General features: G+C 70.4%; 17 protein-coding genes and 1 pseudogene. 16 read left to right on the top strand and 2 right to left on the bottom strand.

Going from position 1 to position 21,905, the window contains the following annotated elements; translation table 11 throughout:
- Positions 1 to 77: 77 nt before the first annotated feature.
- Both VG296_RS16830 and VG296_RS16825 read right to left on the bottom strand, forming a co-directional pair.
- Entirely contained in the window at positions 78 to 887 is an 810-nt protein-coding gene (locus VG296_RS16830; RefSeq protein WP_325566689.1) for a beta-galactosidase, read from the bottom strand.
- A 60-nt stretch (positions 888 to 947) separates the two neighbouring features.
- Positions 948 to 2,096, bottom strand: a pseudogene (locus tag VG296_RS16825) (beta-galactosidase); the annotation flags it as partial.
- Between the two features lie 247 nt (positions 2,097 to 2,343).
- On the opposite strand from VG296_RS16825, the gene VG296_RS16820 reads away from it, so the two are divergent.
- From VG296_RS16820 to ftsZ, 16 genes are all read left to right on the top strand, one after another.
- Positions 2,344 to 3,648 carry an ABC transporter substrate-binding protein gene (locus VG296_RS16820; RefSeq protein WP_325566680.1) on the top strand — a complete coding sequence of 435 codons (1,305 nt, stop codon included), beginning with the start codon at positions 2,344 to 2,346 and terminating at the stop codon, positions 3,646 to 3,648.
- A complete protein-coding gene (locus VG296_RS16815) occupies positions 3,645 to 4,643 on the top strand; it encodes a sugar ABC transporter permease (protein WP_325566679.1) in 999 nt (332 codons plus the stop codon). The genes VG296_RS16820 and VG296_RS16815 overlap by 4 nt, the downstream gene beginning before the upstream one ends.
- Entirely contained in the window at positions 4,640 to 5,518 is an 879-nt protein-coding gene (locus VG296_RS16810; protein WP_325566678.1) for a carbohydrate ABC transporter permease, read from the top strand. Before VG296_RS16815 ends, VG296_RS16810 begins: the two co-directional genes overlap by 4 nt.
- A gap of 23 nt (positions 5,519 to 5,541) precedes the next feature.
- A complete protein-coding gene (locus VG296_RS16805; RefSeq protein ID WP_349259587.1) occupies positions 5,542 to 6,579 on the top strand; it encodes a LacI family DNA-binding transcriptional regulator in 1,038 nt (345 codons plus the stop codon).
- A gap of 57 nt (positions 6,580 to 6,636) precedes the next feature.
- Positions 6,637 to 7,605: a 16S rRNA (cytosine(1402)-N(4))-methyltransferase RsmH gene (gene rsmH, locus VG296_RS16800; RefSeq protein ID WP_325566676.1), complete on the top strand. Its 969-nt coding sequence runs from the start codon at positions 6,637 to 6,639 to the stop codon at positions 7,603 to 7,605.
- Between the two features lie 52 nt (positions 7,606 to 7,657).
- Positions 7,658 to 8,188, top strand: coding sequence for a hypothetical protein (locus tag VG296_RS16795; RefSeq protein ID WP_325566675.1), 531 nt, complete (start codon positions 7,658 to 7,660; stop codon positions 8,186 to 8,188).
- Positions 8,185 to 10,005, top strand: coding sequence for a penicillin-binding protein 2 (locus tag VG296_RS16790; RefSeq protein ID WP_325566674.1), 1,821 nt, complete (start codon positions 8,185 to 8,187; stop codon positions 10,003 to 10,005). Before VG296_RS16795 ends, VG296_RS16790 begins: the two co-directional genes overlap by 4 nt.
- A 95-nt stretch (positions 10,006 to 10,100) precedes the next feature.
- Entirely contained in the window at positions 10,101 to 11,696 is a 1,596-nt protein-coding gene (locus VG296_RS16785) for a UDP-N-acetylmuramoyl-L-alanyl-D-glutamate--2,6-diaminopimelate ligase (RefSeq protein ID WP_325566673.1), read from the top strand.
- Positions 11,693 to 13,090 (top strand): UDP-N-acetylmuramoyl-tripeptide--D-alanyl-D-alanine ligase, encoded by a 1,398-nt coding sequence (locus VG296_RS16780; protein WP_325566672.1) that lies wholly within the window; start codon positions 11,693 to 11,695, stop codon positions 13,088 to 13,090. The genes VG296_RS16785 and VG296_RS16780 overlap by 4 nt, the downstream gene beginning before the upstream one ends.
- Complete coding sequence (mraY, locus tag VG296_RS16775) at positions 13,090 to 14,154, top strand: phospho-N-acetylmuramoyl-pentapeptide-transferase (protein ID WP_349259585.1); 1,065 nt, start codon at positions 13,090 to 13,092, stop codon at positions 14,152 to 14,154. The genes VG296_RS16780 and mraY overlap by 1 nt, the downstream gene beginning before the upstream one ends.
- Before the next feature lie 20 nt (positions 14,155 to 14,174).
- Positions 14,175 to 15,674 carry a UDP-N-acetylmuramoyl-L-alanine--D-glutamate ligase gene (gene murD, locus VG296_RS16770; protein ID WP_325566670.1) on the top strand — a complete coding sequence of 500 codons (1,500 nt, stop codon included), beginning with the start codon at positions 14,175 to 14,177 and terminating at the stop codon, positions 15,672 to 15,674.
- A 168-nt stretch (positions 15,675 to 15,842) separates the two neighbouring features.
- Positions 15,843 to 17,111 (top strand): putative lipid II flippase FtsW, encoded by a 1,269-nt coding sequence (gene ftsW / locus VG296_RS16765; RefSeq protein WP_325566669.1) that lies wholly within the window; start codon positions 15,843 to 15,845, stop codon positions 17,109 to 17,111.
- A gap of 14 nt (positions 17,112 to 17,125) precedes the next feature.
- The gene (gene murG / locus VG296_RS16760) at positions 17,126 to 18,256 is read left to right on the top strand and encodes an undecaprenyldiphospho-muramoylpentapeptide beta-N-acetylglucosaminyltransferase (protein WP_349259584.1); all 1,131 of its coding nucleotides are present in this window, start codon (positions 17,126 to 17,128) and stop codon (positions 18,254 to 18,256) included.
- Positions 18,257 to 18,329: 73 nt separating this feature from the next.
- Positions 18,330 to 19,763 (top strand): UDP-N-acetylmuramate--L-alanine ligase, encoded by a 1,434-nt coding sequence (gene murC / locus VG296_RS16755; RefSeq protein WP_325566667.1) that lies wholly within the window; start codon positions 18,330 to 18,332, stop codon positions 19,761 to 19,763.
- 3 nt (positions 19,764 to 19,766) lie between these two features.
- Positions 19,767 to 20,516, top strand: a complete 750-nt coding sequence (locus tag VG296_RS16750) for a cell division protein FtsQ/DivIB (protein ID WP_325566666.1) — start codon at positions 19,767 to 19,769, stop codon at positions 20,514 to 20,516.
- Between the two features lie 234 nt (positions 20,517 to 20,750).
- Positions 20,751 to 21,902 (top strand): cell division protein FtsZ, encoded by a 1,152-nt coding sequence (gene ftsZ / locus VG296_RS16745; RefSeq protein WP_325566665.1) that lies wholly within the window; start codon positions 20,751 to 20,753, stop codon positions 21,900 to 21,902.
- Positions 21,903 to 21,905: the final 3 nt, after the last annotated feature.

Here is a 21,905-nt window from a genome sequence, read left to right as displayed (position 1 = left end):
TTCTCCACACGCGCGGCGCCCCCGCCGGATCCCGGGCGATCCGGCGGGGCGCGTCGTGCAGCGGGACGAGCCGCGGCTCAGGGCCGCTCGTCGAGGCGCAGCACGCGGACGGCGCCGCCCGGGACGAGGTCGGCGGGGGTGCACACCTGGCCGGTCAGCAGGTCGAGGCCGGGCGAGGGCACGGGAGCGGCGTACTCGCCGTGGTTGATCAGGAACTGGAACCGCGCGCCCGCGGCGGACCTGCGCTCCACCAGCTCGAGCGTGCCGGGGGTCCGGGTGTCGAACTCGACCCCCGCGTCGGCGGCGGCCGCGCGCAGAATCTCCCGCAGCGTCCCGGGATCCGGGTTCGTCGAGACGTACCAGACGGTTCCCTGCTCGCGCCGATGCCGGGTGACGGCGGGGCCGCCGGCGGCCGGACCGTCCTTGTAGCGGTAGACCGCCTCGGCGCCGTGCAGTTCGATCTCCTCGGTCCACACACCGCCGTGCGCCTGCCCGGACGCGGTGAGCGCGACCTGTTCGCCGGAACGAAGCGGCAGGAACTCACCCACCGTCAGGCCGAGCAGGTCGCGCAGCACGCCCGGGTAGCCGCCGAGATGGATCGCGTCGTCCTCGTCCACGATGCCGGAGAAGTAGGACACCACCAGCGTTCCGCCGCCGGCCACGTAATCGCGCAGATTCTTCCCCCACTGCTCCCGGCACAGATACATCTGCGGCACCACGATCAGCCGGTAGCCGGAGAGATCATCGGCCGGGTGGGCGAAATCCACCTGCACATGCGCACGCCACAGCTGCTCGTAGTAGGCGAGCTGGCGCTCCTTGAAGTTCAGATCCACCGACGGACGGAACACCTGCTCCAGCGCCCACCAGGATTCCCAGTCCCAGAGCACGGCCACGTCCGCGGCCACCCGCGAACCGGCGATCTCTCCCAGTGCCCCGAGATCCGCGCCGAGCGCGACGGCCTCGCGCCAGATCCGGGTGTCGGTGCCGCCGTGCGGCAGCATCGCCGAATGGAACTTCTCGCCGCCCCCGCGTGAGGCGCGCCACTGGAAGAACAGCGCGCCGTCCGCGCCGCGCGCCACGTGTGCCAGCGTGTTGCGACGCATCTCGCCGGGCCGCTTGGCGATGTTCCGCGGCTGCCAGCTGACCGCTCCGGTCGAGTGCTCCATCATCATCCACGGCTCGCCCCGGCGCATCGAGCGGGTGAAGTCTGCGGTCAACGCGAGCTCGATGTGGTTGTCCGCGGCCTCGGCGGTCAGGTAGTGGTTGTTCGCCGCCACGTCCACCTCGCGCGCCCAGCTCCAGAAGTCCAGCGCCTTGCAGTTGATCAGCTGGAAGTTGGTGGTCACCGGGACGTCCTGGCGCCCCGCCGCGGCCAGCGCCGCCTTGATGACGTCGCGCTGGCCGGTGTAGAGCTCCAGCGTCGAGTCCGAGGTGAAGCGGCGGAAGTCGAGGCGGTGCGCCGGGTTCACGTCCGACATCGGCGTGCGCTTCGGGGTGTCGATCTGCTCCCACGCCGTGTACAGCTGGCCCCTGAACTTCGCCGTCTAGGCCTCGTTGAGCGCGTCGAGCGTGTGGTACTTCGCGCGCAGCCACGACCGGAACGCCTCGGCCGAGACCGCGCAGTAGCACTCGCCGGTCGGAGCGCCGTACTCGTTGTGCACGTGCCACATCGTCACCGACGGGTGTGCGGCGTAGCGCTCGGCGAGCACACCTGCGATGCGCAGACAGGCCTCGCGGTACTCGGGCGAGTGCGGGCAGTAGGTCTGGCGCGAGGAGCCGCCGAGCACCACGCCGTCGTCCATCACGGGACGCACGTGCGGATACCGCGCCAGGAACCAGTTCGGCGCCGCCGCCGTCGGGGTGGCCAGATCGACCTGCACGCCCGCCTCGGCCAGGTACCCGATCACCTTGTCCAGCAGGGAGAAGTCGAAGACGCCCGGCTCCGGCTCGAGCAGCGGCCAGGCGAAGATGCCGAGGTTGACCAGGTTGACCCCGGCCTCGCGCATCAGCCGGGCGTCCTCGGCCCAGACCTCCTCGGGCCACTGTTCGGGGTTGTAGTCCGCGCCGTAGGCGAGAGGTCGGACGTGCTCGGTCATGGGCGTTCCTCGCTGAACCGGAAGAGAATCGAGTCGTGCACAGTCCCCTCGTGAGCGCTCCCAGGCCGCACGGCCTGGGAGCGCTCACGAAATGGTTACAGAACGGTAGCTCACCGGTGCGGCGGTGAACCACCACTTGACAGCAATGGATTCTGTCACGAATCTGGGAGCGTTCACAACAGCTTCTCCCGCAGCGTCACCGCGGTGACCGAGCGTCACACCCTCACCCCCTCGACAGGAGTGGACGATGAAGTTCCCTCGCTCCGCCAAGGCCGCCGTCTGCGCCCTGGCCGCGGCCGGCCTGGCGGCCGGCTGCTCGTCCAGCGGCTCTTCTGCGCCCAGCGCGAACTCCACCCAGAAGGTGACACTGACCTTCTGGTCCTGGGTGCCCAACATGCAGAAGGTCGTGAATGTCTGGAACGCCTCGCACCCGGACATACAGATCAAGTTCACCGAGGCCGCAGGCGGTGACGCAGAGCTCGCCAAGCTGCTGACGGCGGGCAAGGCCAAGGACATGCCGGACATGGCACAGATCGAGTACCAGTCGCTGCCGACCATGGTCTCGAACAACTACCTGGCCGACATATCGTCGTACGACGCGAGCCTCAAGAGCGACTACCCGAGCGGACTGTGGACGCAGGTGACGCTCGGCACCAGCGCCCTCTACGGCGTGCCGCAGGACGCGGCCCCGCTGGCGTTCTTCTACCGCACCGACATCTTCAAGAATCACCACCTGGCGGTGCCGACGACCTGGGCGCAGTACCAGCAGGAGGCCGTGCAGCTGCACAAGGACGACCCGAGCATCTACATGGGCGACACCGCCACCACCGACGCCGGCCTGTTCGCGGGCCTGACCCAGCAGGCGGGCGCCCAGTGGTGGTCGGCCTCCGGCTCGTCCTGGTCGGTGGGCATCGACTCGCCGGCCGCGAAGCAGGTCGCCTCCTACTGGGGCAACCTGGTGCAGGAGGGCGCCGTGGACTCGCAGACGGCGTGGACCGCGAGCTGGGACAAGTCCTTCTCCTCGGGCGAGTACGCGAGCTGGATCGCGGCGGTGTGGGCGCCGGGCGACCTGTCCTCCTCGGCCGCCGGCACCTCGGGCAAGTGGGCCATGGCCGAACTGCCGCAGTGGTCCGCCGGCCAGGACGTCTCCGGCGCCTGGGGCGGCTCGGCCACCTCGGTGACCGCGGACTCCAAGTACCCGCAGCAGGCCGCGCAGTTCATCGCCTGGCTCAACCAGTCCGCCCAGGGCACCAACCTGCTCGTGCAGGACGGCTCGATCTACCCGGCGTCGCTCTCCGCCGAGTCGAGTTCCTCGCTGCCGGCGCAGACCTTCATGAACCAGCCCGACTTCTACACGCTGGCCAAGCAGTACTCCTCGCGGACCGCCGCGGCCACCTGGGGCCCGGACGTCGACGTCGCCTACAGCGACTTCAGCGACGACTTCGCCAGCACGGTCAAGACTCAGGCCGGCTACCTCTCCGCGCTCGGCAAGCTGCAGTCGTCGGTCGTCGCCGACATGAAGAGCAGCGGTTTCACGGTCAGCGGATCATGACCACGGCCACCTCCTCCGTGCAGCACGGCCCCGCCGCGTCCGTCTCCCTGGCGCGGCGGGGCCGCCCCGGCGGCGGGCGCGGCTGGAGTCCGAGCCCGCGGCGCACCCCGTACGCCTTCATCGCCCCCGCCGTCGTGCTCTTCGCCGCGGTCTTCCTGGTCCCGCTCGGCTGGACGATCTACCTGAGCACGCAGAAGACGCAGGTCCAGGGACTCGGTCTCGGTGCCGGGGCGCGCAAGCAGGTCTCCGCCGGCTTCGCCAACTACACCGCCGTGTTCCAGGACGGGGAGTTCTGGCAGTCCGTGCTGCGCGCGCTGCTCTACGGCTGCATCCTGATCCCGGTCATGCTCGGCCTCGCCACCGTCTTCGCGCTCATCCTGGACGCGCAGCGGGTCAGGTTCCAGCGCTTCGGCCGGATCGCGATCTTCCTGCCCTACGCGGTGCCGACGCTGATCGGCTCGATGATCTGGGGCATGATGTACCTGCCCGCGTTCTCGCCGATCAACTCGACGCTGCACGCGCTGTTCGGGGTGCAGGGCATCGACTTCTTCGGCCAGCGGACCGTCTTCCTCTCGGTGGCGAACATCGGCGTGTGGGGCGGCACCGGCTTCAACATGATGGTGCTCTACACGGCGCTGCGCTCGCTGCCGCAGGAGGCGTACGAGGCCGCCAGGATCGACGGGGCGAACGAGCGGCAGATCGCGCTGCGGATCAAGCTGCCGATGATCCGGCCGGCCGTCATCATGACCGCGATCTTCTCCACGATCGCCACGCTGCAGGTGTTCAACGAGCCGTACGCGATGCACCAGATCTCCTACGGCGGCGTCTCGACCACCTGGACGCCGCTGATGACCGTCTACCGCGACACCTACACGGCGAACGACATCTACCTCGGCGCCGCGGAGTCCGTCGTCATCGCGCTGCTGATGTTCGTGCTCTCCGTCGCCGTGCTGCGGCTGACCAACCGGCAGATCTTCGGAGGCGAGGCCCGATGAGTATCGGAGCGCTGACCATCGCGTCGCAGGGGACGGCTCCGGCGAAGCCGCGCCGCGCGGCGCTGGTGCCGACGGCGGTGCTGCTGCTCGGCGCCGTCTACGCGCTGCTGCCGATCGCCTGGGTGCTGATCGCCGCGAGCAAGACGAACACCCAGCTGGACAGCTACGCCGCGTTCCGGCCCGGCGGCTCGTTCCTGGCCAATTTCAGGAACCTGACCTCGTACGACGGCGGCGTCTTCTGGACCTGGATGCTCAACACCGCGCTCTACGCGGGCGGCGGCGCGATCCTGTCCGCCCTGGTCTCCGCGCTGACCGGCTACGGTTTCGCCAAGTACCGCTTCCGCGGCAAGGGCTTCCTGTTCACCATGATCCTGGTCGGCATGCTGGTGCCGGCCGTCGTGCTGGCCGTGCCGCAGTACCTGCTGGTGGCCAAGATAGGGCTGGCCAACACGTACTGGGCGGTGCTGATCCCCTCGATCATCTCGCCCTACGGCATCTACCTGGCGCGGATCTACGCCGGCGCCTCGGTGCCTGACGAGGTGCTCGAGGCGGCCAGGATGGACGGCTCCGGCGAGTGGCGCACCTTCCTGCGCATCGGCGTGCCGATGATGGTGCCCGGCCTGGTGACGATCTTCCTGTTCCAGTTCGTCGCCATCTGGAACAACTTCCTGCTGCCCTGGCTCATGCTGAGCAGCGAGAACAAGTACCCGCTGACCGTGGGCCTGTTCACGCTGCTGGACGCCGGCACCTCGCAACCCGCGCTCTACACGCTCGTGCTGCTCGGTTCGCTGCTGTCGATCCTGCCGCTGATCCTGTTGTTCTTCCTGCTGCAGCGTTTCTGGCGGGTCGATCTCGGTGCCGGATCGGTAAAGTGAGCCGCAATGCCGGCCCGTCGAGGATGGGGGAACGGGGAGTGGTCGTGGACAACGGACGCAGGCGCCCGACGATCGAGGACGTGGCCGCGGCTGCCGGGGTCTCCCGAGGCACCGTCTCGCGCGTGCTCAACGGCGGGGTGAACGTCTCTCCGACCGCGCTCGCCGCCGTGAACAAGGCGATAAAGCAGACCGGCTACGTCGTCAACACCCATGCCCGTTCGCTGGTGACCCAGCGTTCGGGCTCGGTGGCCTTCATCCTCTCCGAGCCGCAGGAGAAGTTCTTCGAGGACCCGAACTTCCAGGTCCTGCTGCGCGGCTGCACCCAGGCGCTGGCCGAGCACGACATGCCGCTGCTGCTGTCCATCGCGGACAGCGAGCAGGACGTCGAGCGCGTGGTGCGCTTCATCTCCAGCGGCCACATCGACGGCGCGCTGCTGGTCTCGACGCACGCGGGCAACCCGGTGTTCGGGCGGCTCGCCTCGCTCGGCATCCCGACCGTGGCCTGCGGTCTGCCGATCGGCTACGAGCGCGAACTGGCGTACGTGGCGGTCAACGAGGTCGAGGGCGCGCGGCTGGCCACGACGCATCTCGCCCGGCTGGGCCGGCGCCGGATCGCCACCGTGACCGGACCGCTGGACCTGTCCGGCGGCCGGGAGCGGCTCAAGGGCTACCAGGAGGGGCTCGAGCAGTCCGGACTGACCTACGATCAGAACCTCGTCGCGCACGGCGACTACACCCGGATCTCCGGCCAGCTGGCGATGGAGCGGCTGCTCAAGCAGACCCCGGACCTGGACGCGGTGTTCGTCGCCTCCGACCTGATGGCCCTGGGCGCGATGGACGCGCTGGACCGGGCCGGGCGCGCGGTGCCGGGCGACGTGGCGGTGGTCGGCTTCGACGACTCCCCGTCCGCGGCCGCGGCGCGGCCCGCCCTGACCACCGTCCGCCAGCCGTGGAAGCGGATCTGCGAGGAGATGGTCCGGCTGCTGCTCGCGCTGCTCGACGGCCAGGAACCGGCCGCGGTGATCCTGCCGGGACAGCTCGTCGTGCGGGAGACGGCCTGAGCGCACTTGTAGACTCCAGGGGTTCGTCACCTTGAGGATCTTGGAGCGGAGGCAGCGGTGGTCGCGCACATCCCGGTGATGCTCACCGAGTGCGTGCAGGCCCTCGACGCGGCCGACGCGGTCCAGGACGCGGTCCTCGTCGACTGCACCCTCGGTCTCGGCGGGCACAGCGAGGCGCTGCTCACGCGCTATCCGAAGGCTCGTCTGCTCGGGCTCGACCGCGACCCGGAGGCCCTGGAGCGTTCCCGGGCGCGGCTGGCTCCGTTCGGCGAGCGCTTCGAGGCCGTGCACGCCGTGTACGACGAGCTGCCGGACGTGCTCGCCGACCGGGGCATCAAACGTATCCACGGCGTGCTGTTCGACCTCGGCGTCTCCTCGATGCAGCTCGATATGCGCGAGCGCGGCTTCGCGTACGCGTATGACGCTCCGTTGGACATGCGGATGGACCAGACCGCCTCGCTCACCGCGCACGACGTGGTGAACACGTACCCGGTCGGTGATCTGACGCGGATCCTGCGCGACTACGGCGAGGAGCGCTTCGCCAAACGCGTGGCCCAGGCGATCGTGGCGCGGCGTTCGAAGGCGCCGATCGAGCGGACCGGGGAGCTCGCCGAGCTGGTGCGCGAGTCGATCCCGGCGGCCACGCGGCGTACCGGCGGGCACCCGGCCAAGCGCGCGTTCCAGGGGCTGCGGATCGAGGTCAACGGAGAGCTCGAGGTGCTCAACCGGGCGATCCCGCGCGCGGTGGACCTGCTGGCCGTGGGCGGCCGTATCGCGGTGCTGTCGTATCACTCGCTGGAGGACCGCCTGGTCAAGCGGGTCTTCGCGGCCGGGGCCGAGTCCACCGCGCCGCGCGGCCTGCCGATCGCTCCGCCGGGAACCGAGCCGATCCTGAAGCTGCTGACACGCGGAGCGCAGGAACCGACCGAAGCCGAGGTCGAGGCCAATCCGCGCGCCGCGTCCGCCAAGTTCCGGGCGGCCGAGCGGGTGCGTACGGGATCGGTGCGGGCCCGGTTCACGGGCTGACCGCGCGCTGACATTCCGTCACAACTCAGGCTGGTGCGCAATACTGGCCGTCATGTCCGATCGACCCGCGAAGCGCACCCCCCGAGCAGGAGCCGGACCCCGGCTGGCCGTGATCGAGGGTTTCGCCGGGCGCCGATCCGCGATCCCCTTCGCACTGCTCGTGCTCGGCGTGCTCGCCGTGGGCCTGGTCGGCCTGCTGATGCTGAACACGGCGATGGACGACAACTCCATCCAGATACAGCAGGCCCAGCAGAAGCAGGCCTCGCTGACGGACCGTGAGCAGCAGCTGTCCCAGCAGCTCGCCGGACTGTCCGCCCCCTCCAGCCTGGCCTCGCAGGCGGCGGCGCTCGGCCTGGTGCCGAACCCGCAGCCGGCGTTCCTGAACCCGACGAGCGGAGCCGTGCTGGGCACCGCGTCCCCGGCGCCCACCCCCTCGCCGACTCCCACTCCCACGCCGACGGCCAGCGCCTCCCCGACGCCGACGTCGACCACCAGCTCGTCCGCGAGCGGCAGCGCGTCGCCGTCGAGATCGACGTCCGCGAGTACCTCCGCAAGCCCGAACACCAGCGGGAGCCCGCGATGACCCAACCGCCGCAGCCGCCGCGTCCCGCCCGACCCCGCACCGCCACTGCACTGCGCCTCGGCCGCCCGAAGCACCGTCTGCGCGCCGGAATGTTCGCCCTCGCCTTCGTCTTCTCCCTCTACGGCGGACGGCTCGTGCAACTGCAGGTGACCGACGCCGGAGGGTACGCCGCGAAGGCAGCCGCCGACCGGACCGCCGACGTCACGCTGTACTCGACGCGCGGCTCGATACTGGACGCCTCCGGCCAGCCGATCGCCGAGTCCGTGGACGCGGTCGACGTCATCGCCGACCCGCTGCTCATCGCCCAGCAGAAGCAGGATCCCGCCGTCTACGCCTCGAAGCTCGCCGCGTACCTCGGCAACCCGGCCGGCAGCGTGGACGTCGCCGCGCTGCGCGGCAAGCTGGCGAACTCGAGTTCGCAGTACGCGGTGCTCGAGAAGCAGGTCACCCCGACCGTGTGGAAGCAGATCAAGGCGCTCGGCCTGGTCGGCATCACCGGCAACCAGGACCCGAAGGTCGTCTATCCGCAGGGCGCGATCGCCCCGAACGTCGTCGGCCTGGTCAACTCGCAGGGTGCGGGCGGCTCCGGTCTCGAGTCCGAGTACAACTCGCTGCTCTCCGGAACCAACGGCAAGATCTCGTACCAGGCCGCGTACGGCTACGAGATCCCGACCACCGGCATCAACGAGCAGGCCGCAGTCAACGGCGCCTCGGTCGAGACCACCATCGACAGCAAGATCCAGTATGCGGCGCAGCAGGCGATCAACGACGAGGTCTCGAAGACCAAGGCGGCTCTCGGCACGGTCGTCGTGATGGATCCGCGCAGCGGCGCGGTCCTGGCGCTGGCCACCTCGCAGACCTTCGACCCTAACAATCCGGGAACGGCGACCAGCGCGGAGTTGGGCGACGCCGCACTCTCGGACGTGTTCGAGCCCGGCTCCGTCGCCAAGGTCATCACGATGTCCGCGGAGATCCAGCAGGGCGTCACCAATCCGCGGACCGAGGTGGTCGTGCCGCCGACGCTGAACACCGGCGACGGCTACGTCGTGCACGACGACAACTTCCACGGCACCGAGCACCTGACGCTCAACGGGATCCTGGCCGAGTCGAGCAACATCGGCACCGACCTGACGTCCCTGCAGCTCGCGCCGAACAACATGGCCGAGCGCAACGCCATACTGTACGACTACTTCTCCGCCTTCGGGCTCGGCCGGCAGTCCGGACTCGGCCTGCCCGGTGAATCGCCCGGCATCCTCGCCTCGTCCGCGGACTGGAACCATTCGCAGCAGTACACCGTGGCGTTCGGCCAAGGCCTTTCGGTGAACGCGGTCCAGGCCACCAGTGTTTACGCCACGATCGCGAATGAGGGCGTGCGCGTCACCCCGACACTGGTCAAGGGATATGTGGACGGGAACGGCAAATTCACCGCCGCCGCGGCCCCGCCGCGCACCCAGGTGGTCTCCGCGTCCACCGCGAAGCAGGTTTCCTCGATGATGGAATCGGTCGTCTCGGATGCCGGTACCGGTACATCCGCGCAGATCGCCGGCTATCGGGTGGCCGGCAAGACCGGCACCGCGAACCGCTACGTGGCCAGCTGCGGCGGTTACTGCGGATACACCGCGTCGTTCATCGGATACGCGCCCGCGGACAATCCCCAACTGGTGATAGGGGTCTACGTGGAGGGCCCGCAAGGCGCCAACTACTTCGGCGGCTCGGTCTCCGCGCCGGTTTTCCAAAAAGTGATGTCTTACGCATTGCAGGAGCAGGGCGTGGCGCCGACCGGCACGAAAACCCCGAACTTGCCGATCACCTGGTAGCGGCTTGGTAATAGATCGGCAACCGCTCGCCGCCGCGCGCGGTCCGGGCGCGGGGCGTGGCACGCGTCGGGCTGATTAAGCGGTAGCCTGCCGACGTGCCCAAGCAGTCCAGTTCCGAAACCACCCCGGAGTCGAAGGCCGATCCGCGTCCGCGGGCCGTCCCGGCTCGTCCGCTCGGCGAACTCGTCGAGTCGATCGATCAGGTGCGGATCCTCGGGCCGGACGCGAATCGCGCGCTTTCGGTGAGCGGCTTCACGATGAACTCGCGGGCCGTGCGCCCCGGCGACCTGTACGCGGCGGTGCCCGGAGCCTCCGTGCACGGGGCCCAGTTCGCGGCGGACGCGGCCCGGCTCGGCGCGGTCGCGGTGCTCACCGACGAGCAGGGCGCGAAGACCGCGGTCGACTCGGGGCTGCCGCTGGTGATCGTGCCCGAGGTGCGGGCGGTGCTCGGGCGGATCGGGGTCGCGCTCTACGGCCGGCCGGCCGAGGCGATGACGATGCTCGGGATCACCGGCACCAACGGCAAGACGACGACGAGCTTCCTGATGGAGGGCGGGCTGCGCGCGGCGGGCCTGCACACCGGCGTCATCGGCACCACCGGCACCCGGATCGGCGACCTCGCGGTCAAGTCGGTGCGCACCACGCCCGAGGCGCCCGACCTGCAGGCGCTGCTCGAGGCGATGCGGCGCGAGTCGGTCGAGGCCGTCGCCATGGAGGTCTCCAGCCACGCGCTGGCCTACGGACGCACCGCCGGGATCCGCTACCGCGTCACCGCCTTCACGAACCTGACGCAGGATCACCTGGACTTCCACGCCGACTTCGAGGACTACTTCGAGGCCAAGGCGAAGCTGTTCACCCCGGCCTACACGCAGCTGGCCGTCGTCAACACCGACGACCGGTACGGCCGCCGGATCGCCGAGCGCGCCGCGTCGCTCGGCGTGCGAGTGTGGACAATCTCACCTTCCGGCGCCGCCGACGCGGACTGGCGCGCGGAGAACGTCGACCTCGCGCCGGACGGTTCGAGCTTCGATCTCGTCGGCCCGGACGGCACCCGCCGCCGCGCCGGCGTTCGTCTGCCCGGCGCCTTCAACGTGGCCAACGCCTTGACCGCCGTGGTCAGCCTGATCGGCGCCGGGGTGGACGCCGAGGCGGCGATCTCCGGCGTGGCCGGCGTGGCGGGCGTGCCCGGGCGGATCCAGCCGATCGACGCCGGGCAGTCGTTTCTGGCGATCGTCGACTACGCGCACACCCCCGACGCCATCAGCACCCTGCTCGACTCGCTGCGTCCGGTGACCCGGGGGAAGTTGCGTATTGTCGTAGGCTGCGGAGGCGACCGCGATCGGGCGAAGAGGCCCTTGATGGGAGCGGCCGCCGCGCGAGGCGCCGACGAAGTGGTCCTCACCAATGACAATCCCCGTTCCGAGGACCCGCTGCTGATCCTCGCGGCCGCCGAGTCCGGGGCGCGCGAGGCGGTCGCCGCGGGCGCGCACGCCGAGGTCGAGGTCTGCGCGGACCGCGCCGAGGCCATCGCCCGCGCGGTCGGGCGCAGCGAACCCGGCGACACCGTGGTGGTGGCCGGCAAGGGACACGAACAAGGTCAGGAGATCGCCGGAGTGATCCACCCCTTCGACGACGCGGCGGTACTGCGCGCCGCTATCCAGCACGCGGGTCGGCAGGAGGCCCTCGGGTGATCGCGCTCACGCTCGACGAGATCGCCGGGATCGTGGACGGCGAACTCGCGGCGGGGACGCGGTCCGCGCTCGTGGTCGACGGCCCCGCGTTCCTGGACTCGCGCAAGCCGGTGCCCGGCGGCCTGTTCGCGGCCTTCGACGGCGCGAACGCGGACGGACACGACTTCGCGGCGGGAGCGGTCCAGGCCGGAGCGGCGGCGATGCTCGGCAGCCGCGACGTCGGCGTGCCCGGGGTGATCGTCCGGGACGTCGAGGCCGCGCTCGGCCGGCTGGCCCGCGGGGTGCTGCGGCGGCTGCCGGAGACCACCGTGATCGCGCTGACCGGCTCGTCCGGCAAGACCTCCACGAAGGACCTGCTCGGCCAGGTGCTCGCGACGCACGCGCCGACCGTGTTCACCGAGGGCTCGTTCAACAACGAGATCGGCCTGCCGCTGACCGTGTTGCGCGCCGACGAGAACACCCGCTACCTGCTGCTGGAGATGGGCGCGCGCGGCGTCGGCCACATCAAGCAACTGTGCGAGCTCGCGCCGCCGAACATCGGCCTGGTGCTCAACATCGGCACCGCGCACGTCGGCGAGTTCGGCTCCAAGGAGACGACCGCGTCGGCGAAGGGCGAGCTGATCGAGGCGCTGCCGAAGGACGGGCTCGCCGTGCTCAACGCGGACGACGAGTACGTCGCGCGGATGGCGGAGCGTTCGGACGCCCCGGTGCTGTGGTTCGGTGACCAGCCGTCAGCCCGGGTGCGGGCCGCGGACGTCACCGTCGACGAGAACAGCTGCGCGGGCTTCACGCTGAGCGTGGACGGGGTCGAGGCGCGGGCGCAACTGCGCTTCGTCGGCGAGCACCAGGTCTCCAACGCCTTGGCCGCCGCCGCCGTCTGTACCGGTGTGGGAATGACCGTGCCCGAGATCGCGGCGGGGATCGACGCGGCCGAACCGCTCAGCGGCGGCCGGATGACCGTGACGCACCGCGCGGACGGCGTCATCGTGATCGACGACGCGTACAACGCCAACCCCGAGTCGATGCGCGCCGGGCTCAAAGCCCTCGCGACGCTCGCCCGCGCCCGTTCCGCGGGCCGGTCCTGGGCGGTGCTCGGGCAGATGGCCGAACTCGGCGACAGCTCGGCCGAGGCGCACGACGCGCTCGGGCGGCTCGCCGTGCGGCTGCGCGTGGACCGAGTGCTGGCGGTGGGCCCCGAGGCCCGGATGATCCACGCCGGCGCGATGCATGAGGGCTCCGGCGGACAGGAGTCCGCGACCGTGGCCGACCCGGACGAGGCGATCGCCGTGCTGCGCGCCCAGTTGCGCCCCGGCGACGTGGTCCTGGTGAAGGCCTCCAACTCCGTCGGCCTGCGGCGGGTGGCCCGTGCCCTGCTGGAGGATGACGAGCGATGATGAGAGCGGTTCTGTACGCCAGCGTGATCGCGCTGGTGTGCTCGCTGATCGGCACGCCCATGGCGGTGAAGTTCTTCGCCAAGCGCGGCTACGGCCAGGAGATCCGCGAGGACGGCCCGCAGACCCATCAGGTCAAGCGCGGCACGCCCACCATGGGCGGCACCGTCATCGTGCTCTCCACGCTGTTCGCCTACTTCGTCACCAAGCTGGCCACCGGGAAGTGGCCGACGGACTCGGCGCTGCTGGTGCTGTTCCTGATGACCGGTCTGGGCGCGGTCGGCTTCGTGGACGACTTCATCAAGATCTTCCGGCAGCGCTCGCTCGGCCTGCGCGCCAAGGCGAAACTGGTCGGCCAGTCGATCGTGACGGTCGTGTTCGCGGTGCTGGTGCTGCACTTCCCGAACTCGATGGGGCTGACCCCGGCGAGCGACCACGTGTCGTTCCTCTACGACATCGGCTGGCTGAGTCTGGGTCCCGTGCTGTTCGTGGTCTTCGCCTACCTGATCATCGCGGGCTGGTCGAACGCGGTGAACCTGACGGACGGTCTGGACGGCCTGGCCACCGGCGCGTCGGTGATGGCGTTCTCCGCGTACGTGGTGATCGGCGTGTGGCAGTACGGCCAGAGCTGCGGCTCCTCGCCGAGCAAGGGCTGCTACGAGGTGCGCGACCCGCTGGACCTCGCGATCGTGGCCGCCGCGCTGATGGGCGCCTGCTTCGGATTCCTGTGGTGGAACGCGGCCCCGGCCAAGATCTACATGGGCGACACCGGTTCGCTCGCGCTCGGCGGCGCCTTCGCGGGCCTGGCGATCTGCTCGCGCACCGAACTGCTCGCGGTGATCATCGGCGGCCTGTTCCTGCTGGAGATGTTCTCGGTCATCATCCAGGTCGGCTACTTCAAGGCCAGCAAGGGCAAACGGGTGTTCAAGATGGCGCCGCTGCACCATCACTTCGAGATGCTCGGCTGGCAGGAAGTCAACGTCGTCGTCAGATTCTGGATCATCGCAGGTTTATGCGTCGCGTTGAGTCTTGGCGTGTTCTACGGCGGATTCGCGGCGACGAAGTGAGACGGAGCGAGTAGCACGGCATGAGCAACGAGAGCGCGGACGCGATCGACTGGCGCGAGCCCGACCCGTACGGTGTCGCATCCGTTCCGTGGGAAGGGCTGCGCGTGTGCGTGGTCGGCGCGCGGGTGGTCGGCATCTCCGCCGCGTACGCGCTGCTGGACCTGGGCGCGGACGTGCTGCTGTGCGACCGCTACGACGACGCCGAGACCGCCGAGCGCTCGGCTCCGGTGGCCGAACGCGGCGCCGCGCTGCGACTCGGCGACGACAAGACGCTGCCGGAGGGCTGCGAGCTGCTGGTCGTCGTCCCCGGCATCCCGCCGTCCGCCCCGATCGTCGCCGCCGCCCGCGAGGCCGCGATCCCGGTCTGGGGCGACGCGGAGCTGGCGTGGCGGCTGCGCAAGCCGCTGCCGGACGGCTCCTTCGCGCCGTGGCTCGGCCTGACCGGCACCAACGGCAAGACCACGGCCGTCCGCATGCTCGCCGCGATGCTGGAGGCGGCCGGCAAGCGCGCGGTCGCCTGCGGCAACGTCGGATTCCCCATGGTGGACGCCGTCCTCGCGCAGGACCCCTACGAAGTCCTCGCGATCGAACTCTCCAGCTACCAGCTCTACTGGTCCGAGTCGCTGAGCCTGCTCGCCGCCGCGGTGCTGAACATCGCGCCGGACCACCTCGACTGGCACGGCTCGATGGACGAGTACATCAGGGCCAAGGCCAAGATCTACGAGCGCTGCCAGATCGCCTGCGTCTACAACGTCGCCGACAAGGTGACCGAGCACATGGTCGAGGAGGCCGACGTCGTCGAAGGCTGCCGCGCCATCGGCTTCACCCTCGGCGCCCCCGGCCTGTCGATGCTCGGCGTGGTCGACGGAATCCTCGCCGACCGCGCCTTCATCGAGAACCGCAGAAGCGCCGCCGCCGAACTCGGCACGATCTACGACGTCGAACCGCACGCCCCGCACAACGTCGCCAACGCCCTCGCCGCCGGAGCCCTCGCCCGCGCCTACGGCGTCCCGGTCGAGGCGGTCCGCGACGGCCTGCGCAACTTCCGGCCGGACCCGCACCGCATCGAGTTCGTCGCCGTGCTCGACGGCGTGGACTACGTGGACGACTCCAAGGCCACGAACACCCACGCGGCGGCCGCGTCCCTCGCCTCCTACGAGCACATCGTCTGGATCGCCGGCGGCCTCGCCAAGGGCGCCCGGTTCGACGACCTCGTCGAGAAGTCCGCCAAGCGTCTGCGCGGCGTCGTCCTGCTCGGCCAAGACCGCGCCGTCATCGCCGAGGCCCTGCGCGAGAACGCCCCGCACGTCCCCGTCCGCGACATCGGCGGCGCCGACACCGGCCTGGACGCCGAAGCGTCCATCGACCTCATCCTCGACGCCGCCGCCGAACTGGCCCAGCAAGGCGACACCGTCCTGCTGGCCCCCGCCTGCGCCTCAATGGACATGTTCGTCTCCTACAACGAGCGCGGCGACCTCTTCGCCAAGGCCGTCAAGGCAAGGAAGGCCGCGCGCGGTTAGCGCACAAGATCGGTTGCGATCCGATCGTGAAGTCGGCCGAGCGGGGATGTGTCCCCGCTCGGCCGTTGCCGTCTTCGGTCTCGCGCATTCCCGTGGCGGTGACCCGGCTTAATAGGGTCATGCGCTAACCTCGCGAGAGTCACGGGCGGCGGAGAGGTCAGGCGGCGGATGGGCGTGGTGGTGCGGGCGCGGACCGGGCTTGCGCAGGCCCGGCAGTGGCTGCGGCACCCGATGGCGCCCTACTTCATACTGATCGGGGCCACGGCGCTGCTGGTGGGGATCGGGCTGCTCGAGGTCTACTCCGCGTCCACCACGAACAACCTGGTCACCGGGAAGCCGGAGCTGGGGACGATCGCGAAGCAGGCGGCGTCGGCGGCGATCGGGGTGCCGCTGCTGATCGTGGCGGCGCGGCTGCCGGTGCGGGTGTACCGGCTGATGGCGTATCCGCTGCTGATCGTCACGCTGCTGCTGCTGGTCGCGGTGCTCGCGTTCGGGCAGGTGTCGACCGGCGGCAACCAGAACTGGCTGGTGCTCGGGCCGCTGACCATTCAGCCGAGCGAGTTCGCGAAGTTCGCGCTGGTGCTGTGGGGCGCGGATCTGCTGGACCGCAAGGAGAAGCGGCTCACCAGCTGGGACCACCTGATCGTGCCGCTGCTGCCGATGGCCGGTGTGATCATCGGCCTGGTCATGCTCGGCGGCGACATGGGGACGTCGATGGTCATCGCGGCCATCGCCTTCAGCCTGCTGTTCGTGGTCGGCGCGCCGGCGCGGCTGTTCACGGTGCTGACCGGGGGCGCGGCGGGGCTGGCGACGCTCGCCGTGCTGATCCGGCCGAGCCGGGTTCGCCGGTTCACGGAGTTCCTGTCCAGTTCCGCGGCCGACCCCACCGGCACCGGGTACCAGGCCGCGCAGGGCTTCAGCGCGCTGTCCTCCGGCGGCTGGTTCGGCGTCGGGCTCGGCGCCAGCCGGGAGAAGTGGGGGCAGCTGCCCGAGGCGCAGACCGACTTCATCTTCGCGATCATCGGCGAGGAGATGGGCCTGTTCGGGGCGCTGGCCGTGCTCGCGCTGTTCGTCCTCGTCGGGTACTCCGGGCTGCGGATAGCGCTGAGCGCGCAGGACGGGTTCATCCGGCTCGCCTCCGCGGCCGTGACCGGCTGGCTGATGGCGCAGACGCTGATCAACCTCGGCGCGGTGCTCGGCGCGCTGCCGATCGCGGGCGTGCCGCTGCCCTTCGTTTCCTACGGCGGCTCCTCGCTGCTGCCCTCGCTGGCCGCGGTCGGCATGCTGCTCTCCTTCGCCCGCACCCAGTACCGGCGCGGCGAGGTCGACGATCTTCCGGACGACGCCTCCTCCGGCGCCCCGGCACCCGCTAAGCTCGGCTCGCGTACCCCCAAGGCTCGCGATCGCGCCGCCGAGAAGTTGGGAAACCCCTCGTGACCGAAGATCCTCCGCTGCACGTGGTGCTGGCCGGCGGCGGCTCCGCCGGGCACATCGAACCGGCCCTCGCGCTGGCCGACGCGCTGCGCCGCCGGGACGAGCGGACCGAGATCACCTGCCTCGGCACGACGAAGGGCCTGGACACCAGGCTCATCCCGCAGCGCGGCTATCCGCTCGAGCTGATCCCAGCCGTCCCGCTGCCGCGCAGGCCCACGATGGACGTGTTCACCGTCCCCTCCCGGCTGGCCGGGACCGTGCGCCTCGCGGCCGAGGTGCTGGACAAGGCCGCCGCGGACGTCGTCGTCGGCTTCGGCGGCTACGTCGCGCTGCCCGCCTACTTCGCCGCGCGCCGCCGCTCGGTGCCGATCGTGGTGCACGAGGCGAACGTGCGGCCTGGCCTGGCGAACCGGATCGGCGCGCGGATGACGGACTGGATCGCGACCGGGTCCCCCGACTGCCGGCTCGGCGGCGGGCGCTACCTGGGCATGCCGCTGCGCCAGATGATCTCGGGCCTGGACCGGCAGGCCCTGCGTGCCGAGGCGGTGGAGTTCTTCGGGCTGCGGCCGGAGCTCAAGACCCTGCTCGTGTTCGGCGGTTCGCAGGGCGCCCGGCGGCTGAACGAGGCGATCGAGGGCGCGGCCGAGGAGTTCTCGGCGGCCGGCGTGCAGATCGTGCACGCGCTCGGCCGCGGCGCCTGGCGGGAGGGCGACGAGGTCGCGGTCTCCGGTGCCCGCTACGTGCGCGTGCCGTACCTGGACCGGATGGATCTGGCGTACGCGGCGGCCGACGCGGTGCTCTGCCGCGGCGGGATGATGACCTGCTCCGAGCTCGCCGCCGTCGGCCTGCCCGCGGTATACGTGCCGCTGCCGATAGGCAACGGTGAGCAGCGGCTGAACGCGCAGCAGGTGGTCCGCGCGGGCGGCGGCCTCATGGTGGACGACGACGAACTGACCCCGGCGTGGCTGACGGCGAATCTGCTGCCGCTGTACGCCGATCGCGAGAAGCTGGACGAGATGGCAAATGCCGCCGCGGCGTTCGGGCGGCGGGACGGTGACGAAGCGTTGGTGGAGCTGGTGTACGAGGCGGTGCGCGCGAGCGCGGCGGCGGACAAGGAAGAGACCGTGACGGCGGAGGCGGACAAGTGAGCGAGCTTGTGAGCTCACCATTGAGCACAGTGCCTGCGCGAACGCGCCTGCCGAGCGCCGGCGAGGTGATGGCGTGAGCAACATCCACGGCCTCTACCACCGGCGGCTCGATCCGCTGCCGCCGGCCGAGGAGCTGGGCCGGATCCACTTCGTGGGCATCGGCGGCGTCGGCATGGCGCCGGTCGCGCGCGTCGCGCTGGAGCGCGGCCTGCCGGTCTCCGGCAGCGACATCAAGCGCACGCCGACGGTCGACGAGCTCGAACACGACGGAGCGATCATCTCGCTCGGCCAGCGCCCGGAGAACCTGGACGGCGTGGACACCGTCGTCGTCTCCACCGGCCTGCGCGCGGACAACGTCGAGATCCTCGCGGCGAAGGAGCGCGGCCTCCGCGTCATCCACCGGGCCACGGCGCTCGCCTCGCTGATGGTCGGGCGCACGTCCGTGCTCGTCGCGGGCACGCACGGCAAGACGACCACGACCTCGATGCTCGCCGTCGCGCTGACCGAGCTCGGCCTCGACCCCTCGTACATCATCGGCGGCGAGATCGGCGCGACCGGGCTCAGCGGGCACGCGGGCAAGGGCGAGGTCTTCGTCGCCGAGGCCGACGAGTCCGACGGCACCTTCACGCACTACGAGCCGGACATCGCGGTCGTCACCAACGTCGAACTCGACCACCCGGACTACTTCGAGTCCGTCGCCGCCGTATACGAGGCCTTCAAGGCCTTCGTCGACCGGATCAAGCCCGGCGGCACGCTCGTGGCCTGCGTCGACGACCCGGGCGCGCGGATCGCGATCGAGCACGCGCACGCGAAGGGGATCACGGTCCTCACGTACGGGATTTCGGCAGAAGCGGATATCCGCATCACCGACGTCGCGATCGCCAGCGGCAGTTCGAAGGCGCTGCTGGCCGGCGACATCGACCTCAACCTCAATATGACAGGGCGTCACAACGTCGAGAACGCCGGTGCCGCCGTCGCGGTGCTGTCCGCGTTCGTCGATCGCGCCGCGGCCGCCAAGGCGCTCGCCCACTTCACCGGCGCGCGTCGCCGGATGGAGCTGATCGGCGAGGTCGGGGGAGTGCGCGTGTACGACGACTACATGCACCACCCGACCGAGATCGCCGCGACTCTCGCCGCCTACCGCGAGCTGGCCGGGAACGGCCGGCTGATCGTCGCGTTCCAGCCGCAGCGCTACTCCCGGGCGCAGGCCTTCCTGCGCGAGTACGGCGCTCCGCTCGGCGCGGCCGATCTTGTCGCAGTGCTCGAGGTCTACCCGGGCTCCGGCGAGGACCCGATCCCCGGCGTGACCGGCTCGGTGATCGCGCGGGACGTGCCGCTGCCCGCCGAACAGGTCGTGTTCGAGCCCGAGACGGCGAACGTGCCGGGGCTGCTCGCGGACTGGGCGCGGCCGGGCGACGTGGTGGTGACCGCGGGCGCGGGCAACGTCACCACCGTAGGGCCGAAGGTGCTCGACCTGCTGCGTCGGCGCGCCGAGATCCAGGGATAGCCCTTGAGCGACGCCAGCGAGGACGCGCGACGCGTCTCCGATCTGCCGGCCCGGCTGTACGCGGCCCGGCTGCGGGCGCGTGCGCGCTGGCGCCGGCTCTCGGTGACGCTCACCGTGACCGCGTGCCTGCTCGCGTTGATCGGATACCTGCTGCTCTGGCACACCTCGTTGATCGCGGTTCGCGGCATCAAGGTCGTCGGCACGAAAAGTATCACCGCAACACAGGTATTGACGGCGGCTCAGATCACCGCAGGCGGCCCGATGGCAGCGCTGAACACCGGAGCCGCGGCCGCGCGAGTGGATAAGATTCCGCAGGTCGCTTCCGCGAAGGTGAGCCGGAACTGGCCGGGAACCGTCGTGATCACGGTCACCGAGCGGAGTGCCGCAGCGCTCGTTCCGGACGCGCGGGGATACGAGGTCGTCGACCGCGGCGGCGTCGTGTTCGGCCAGGTCTCGAAGGCGACCAAGGGCCTGCCGGTGATCACGGTCTCCGCCCCGGCCAAGGCGGCCGAGGTCGTGCCCGGAGCCCTCGCCGCGCTGCGCGCCCTGCCCTCGAGCGTGGCCGCGCAGATCTCCGCGATCACCGCGTCCGATCCATATGCCATCACATTGCGATTCACTGACGGGGCGACGGTTAATTGGGGCGGCGGTGACGGCGCCGTCGACAAAGCCCGCGATCTGGTGGCGCTGCTGCGCATAGGGGGCGGCAGGCACTACGATGTGAGTGCACCTGATGCTCCGGCAATGTCATAAAATAAGCTGATAAAGCGTTGAAGCGACAAGTAATCAGCGAAACTGCGGTGGGGTGACTTTCGGCGTGTTCGTTGCGGGGTGAGCACTGTCCGACCTACTGTCGTTTCGTCGATGGAGTCATCTAGATGATGTTGACGGCCGTCAGGGGCGATACAGTTCTTGACTGGACCGTGTGCGCGGCCGCTGACCGCGCGCCGCGGCGAACAACTCACCAGCGCGAGAGGCCTTCGAATCGTGGGTGCACCCCAGAACTACCTGGCCGTCATCAAAGTCGTGGGCATCGGCGGCGGCGGCGTCAACGCGATCAACCGGATGATCGAGGTCGGACTCAAGGGTGTCGAGTTCATCGCGATCAACACCGACGCGCAGGCGCTGCTGATGAGCGACGCGGACGTCAAGCTCGACGTCGGGCGTGAACTGACGCGTGGTCTGGGCGCGGGCGCGAACCCCGACGTGGGCAAGAAGGCCGCCGAGGACCATGCCGAGGAGATCGAAGAGGTCATCAAGGGCGCCGACATGGTGTTCGTGACCGCGGGCGAGGGCGGCGGCACCGGCACCGGCGGCGCGCCCGTCGTCGCGCGGATCGCCCGTTCGCTCGGCGCGCTCACCATCGGCGTGGTCACCCGGCCGTTCACCTTCGAGGGACGGCGCCGGGCGACGCAGGCCGAGGAGGGCATCGCGGAGCTGCGCGCCGAGGTCGACACCCTCATCGTCATCCCCAACGACCGGCTGCTCTCGATCTCCGCGCCGGGCGCCACCGTGCTCGACGCCTTCAAGTCCGCCGACCAGGTGCTGCTCAGCGGCGTCCAGGGCATCACGGACCTGATCACCACCCCGGGCCTGATCAACCTGGACTTCGCCGACGTCAAGTCGGTGATGTCCGAGGCGGGTTCCGCGCTGATGGGCATCGGCTCAGCGCGCGGCGAGAACCGGGCGACGGCGGCGGCCGAGATGGCGATCTCCTCCCCGCTGCTCGAGGCCTCGATCGACGGCGCGCGCGGCGTGCTGCTGTCCATCTCCGGCGGCTCGGACCTCGGCCTGTTCGAGATCAACGAGGCCGCGCAGCTGGTCTCCGAGGCGGCCCACCAGGACGCGAACATCATCTTCGGCGCCGTGATCGACGACGGCCTCGGCGACGAGGTGCGGGTCACCGTCATCGCCGCGGGCTTCGACGGCGGCCAGCCGACCAAGCGCCGCGAGCCGGTGATCACGCACACCGACAAGGCCGAGGCCGGCGGCACCACCGTGCACAACGGGATGCTCGGCGGCTCGACCCCCGCGCCGGAGGAGGACGCGAACGCGAACACCGCGCCGCTGCCGACGATCCCGCCGACCCGGGCCGAGGACGACATCGACATCCCCGCTTTCCTGAAGAACATCAACTAGGCG

The sequence above is a fragment of the Actinospica sp. genome (assembly GCF_035552695.1).
Classification (GTDB): Bacteria; Actinomycetota; Actinomycetes; order Streptomycetales; family Catenulisporaceae; genus Actinospica.
Note: the sequence above shows the minus strand (reverse complement) of the source record. Positions and strands in the feature narration are given on the sequence as shown.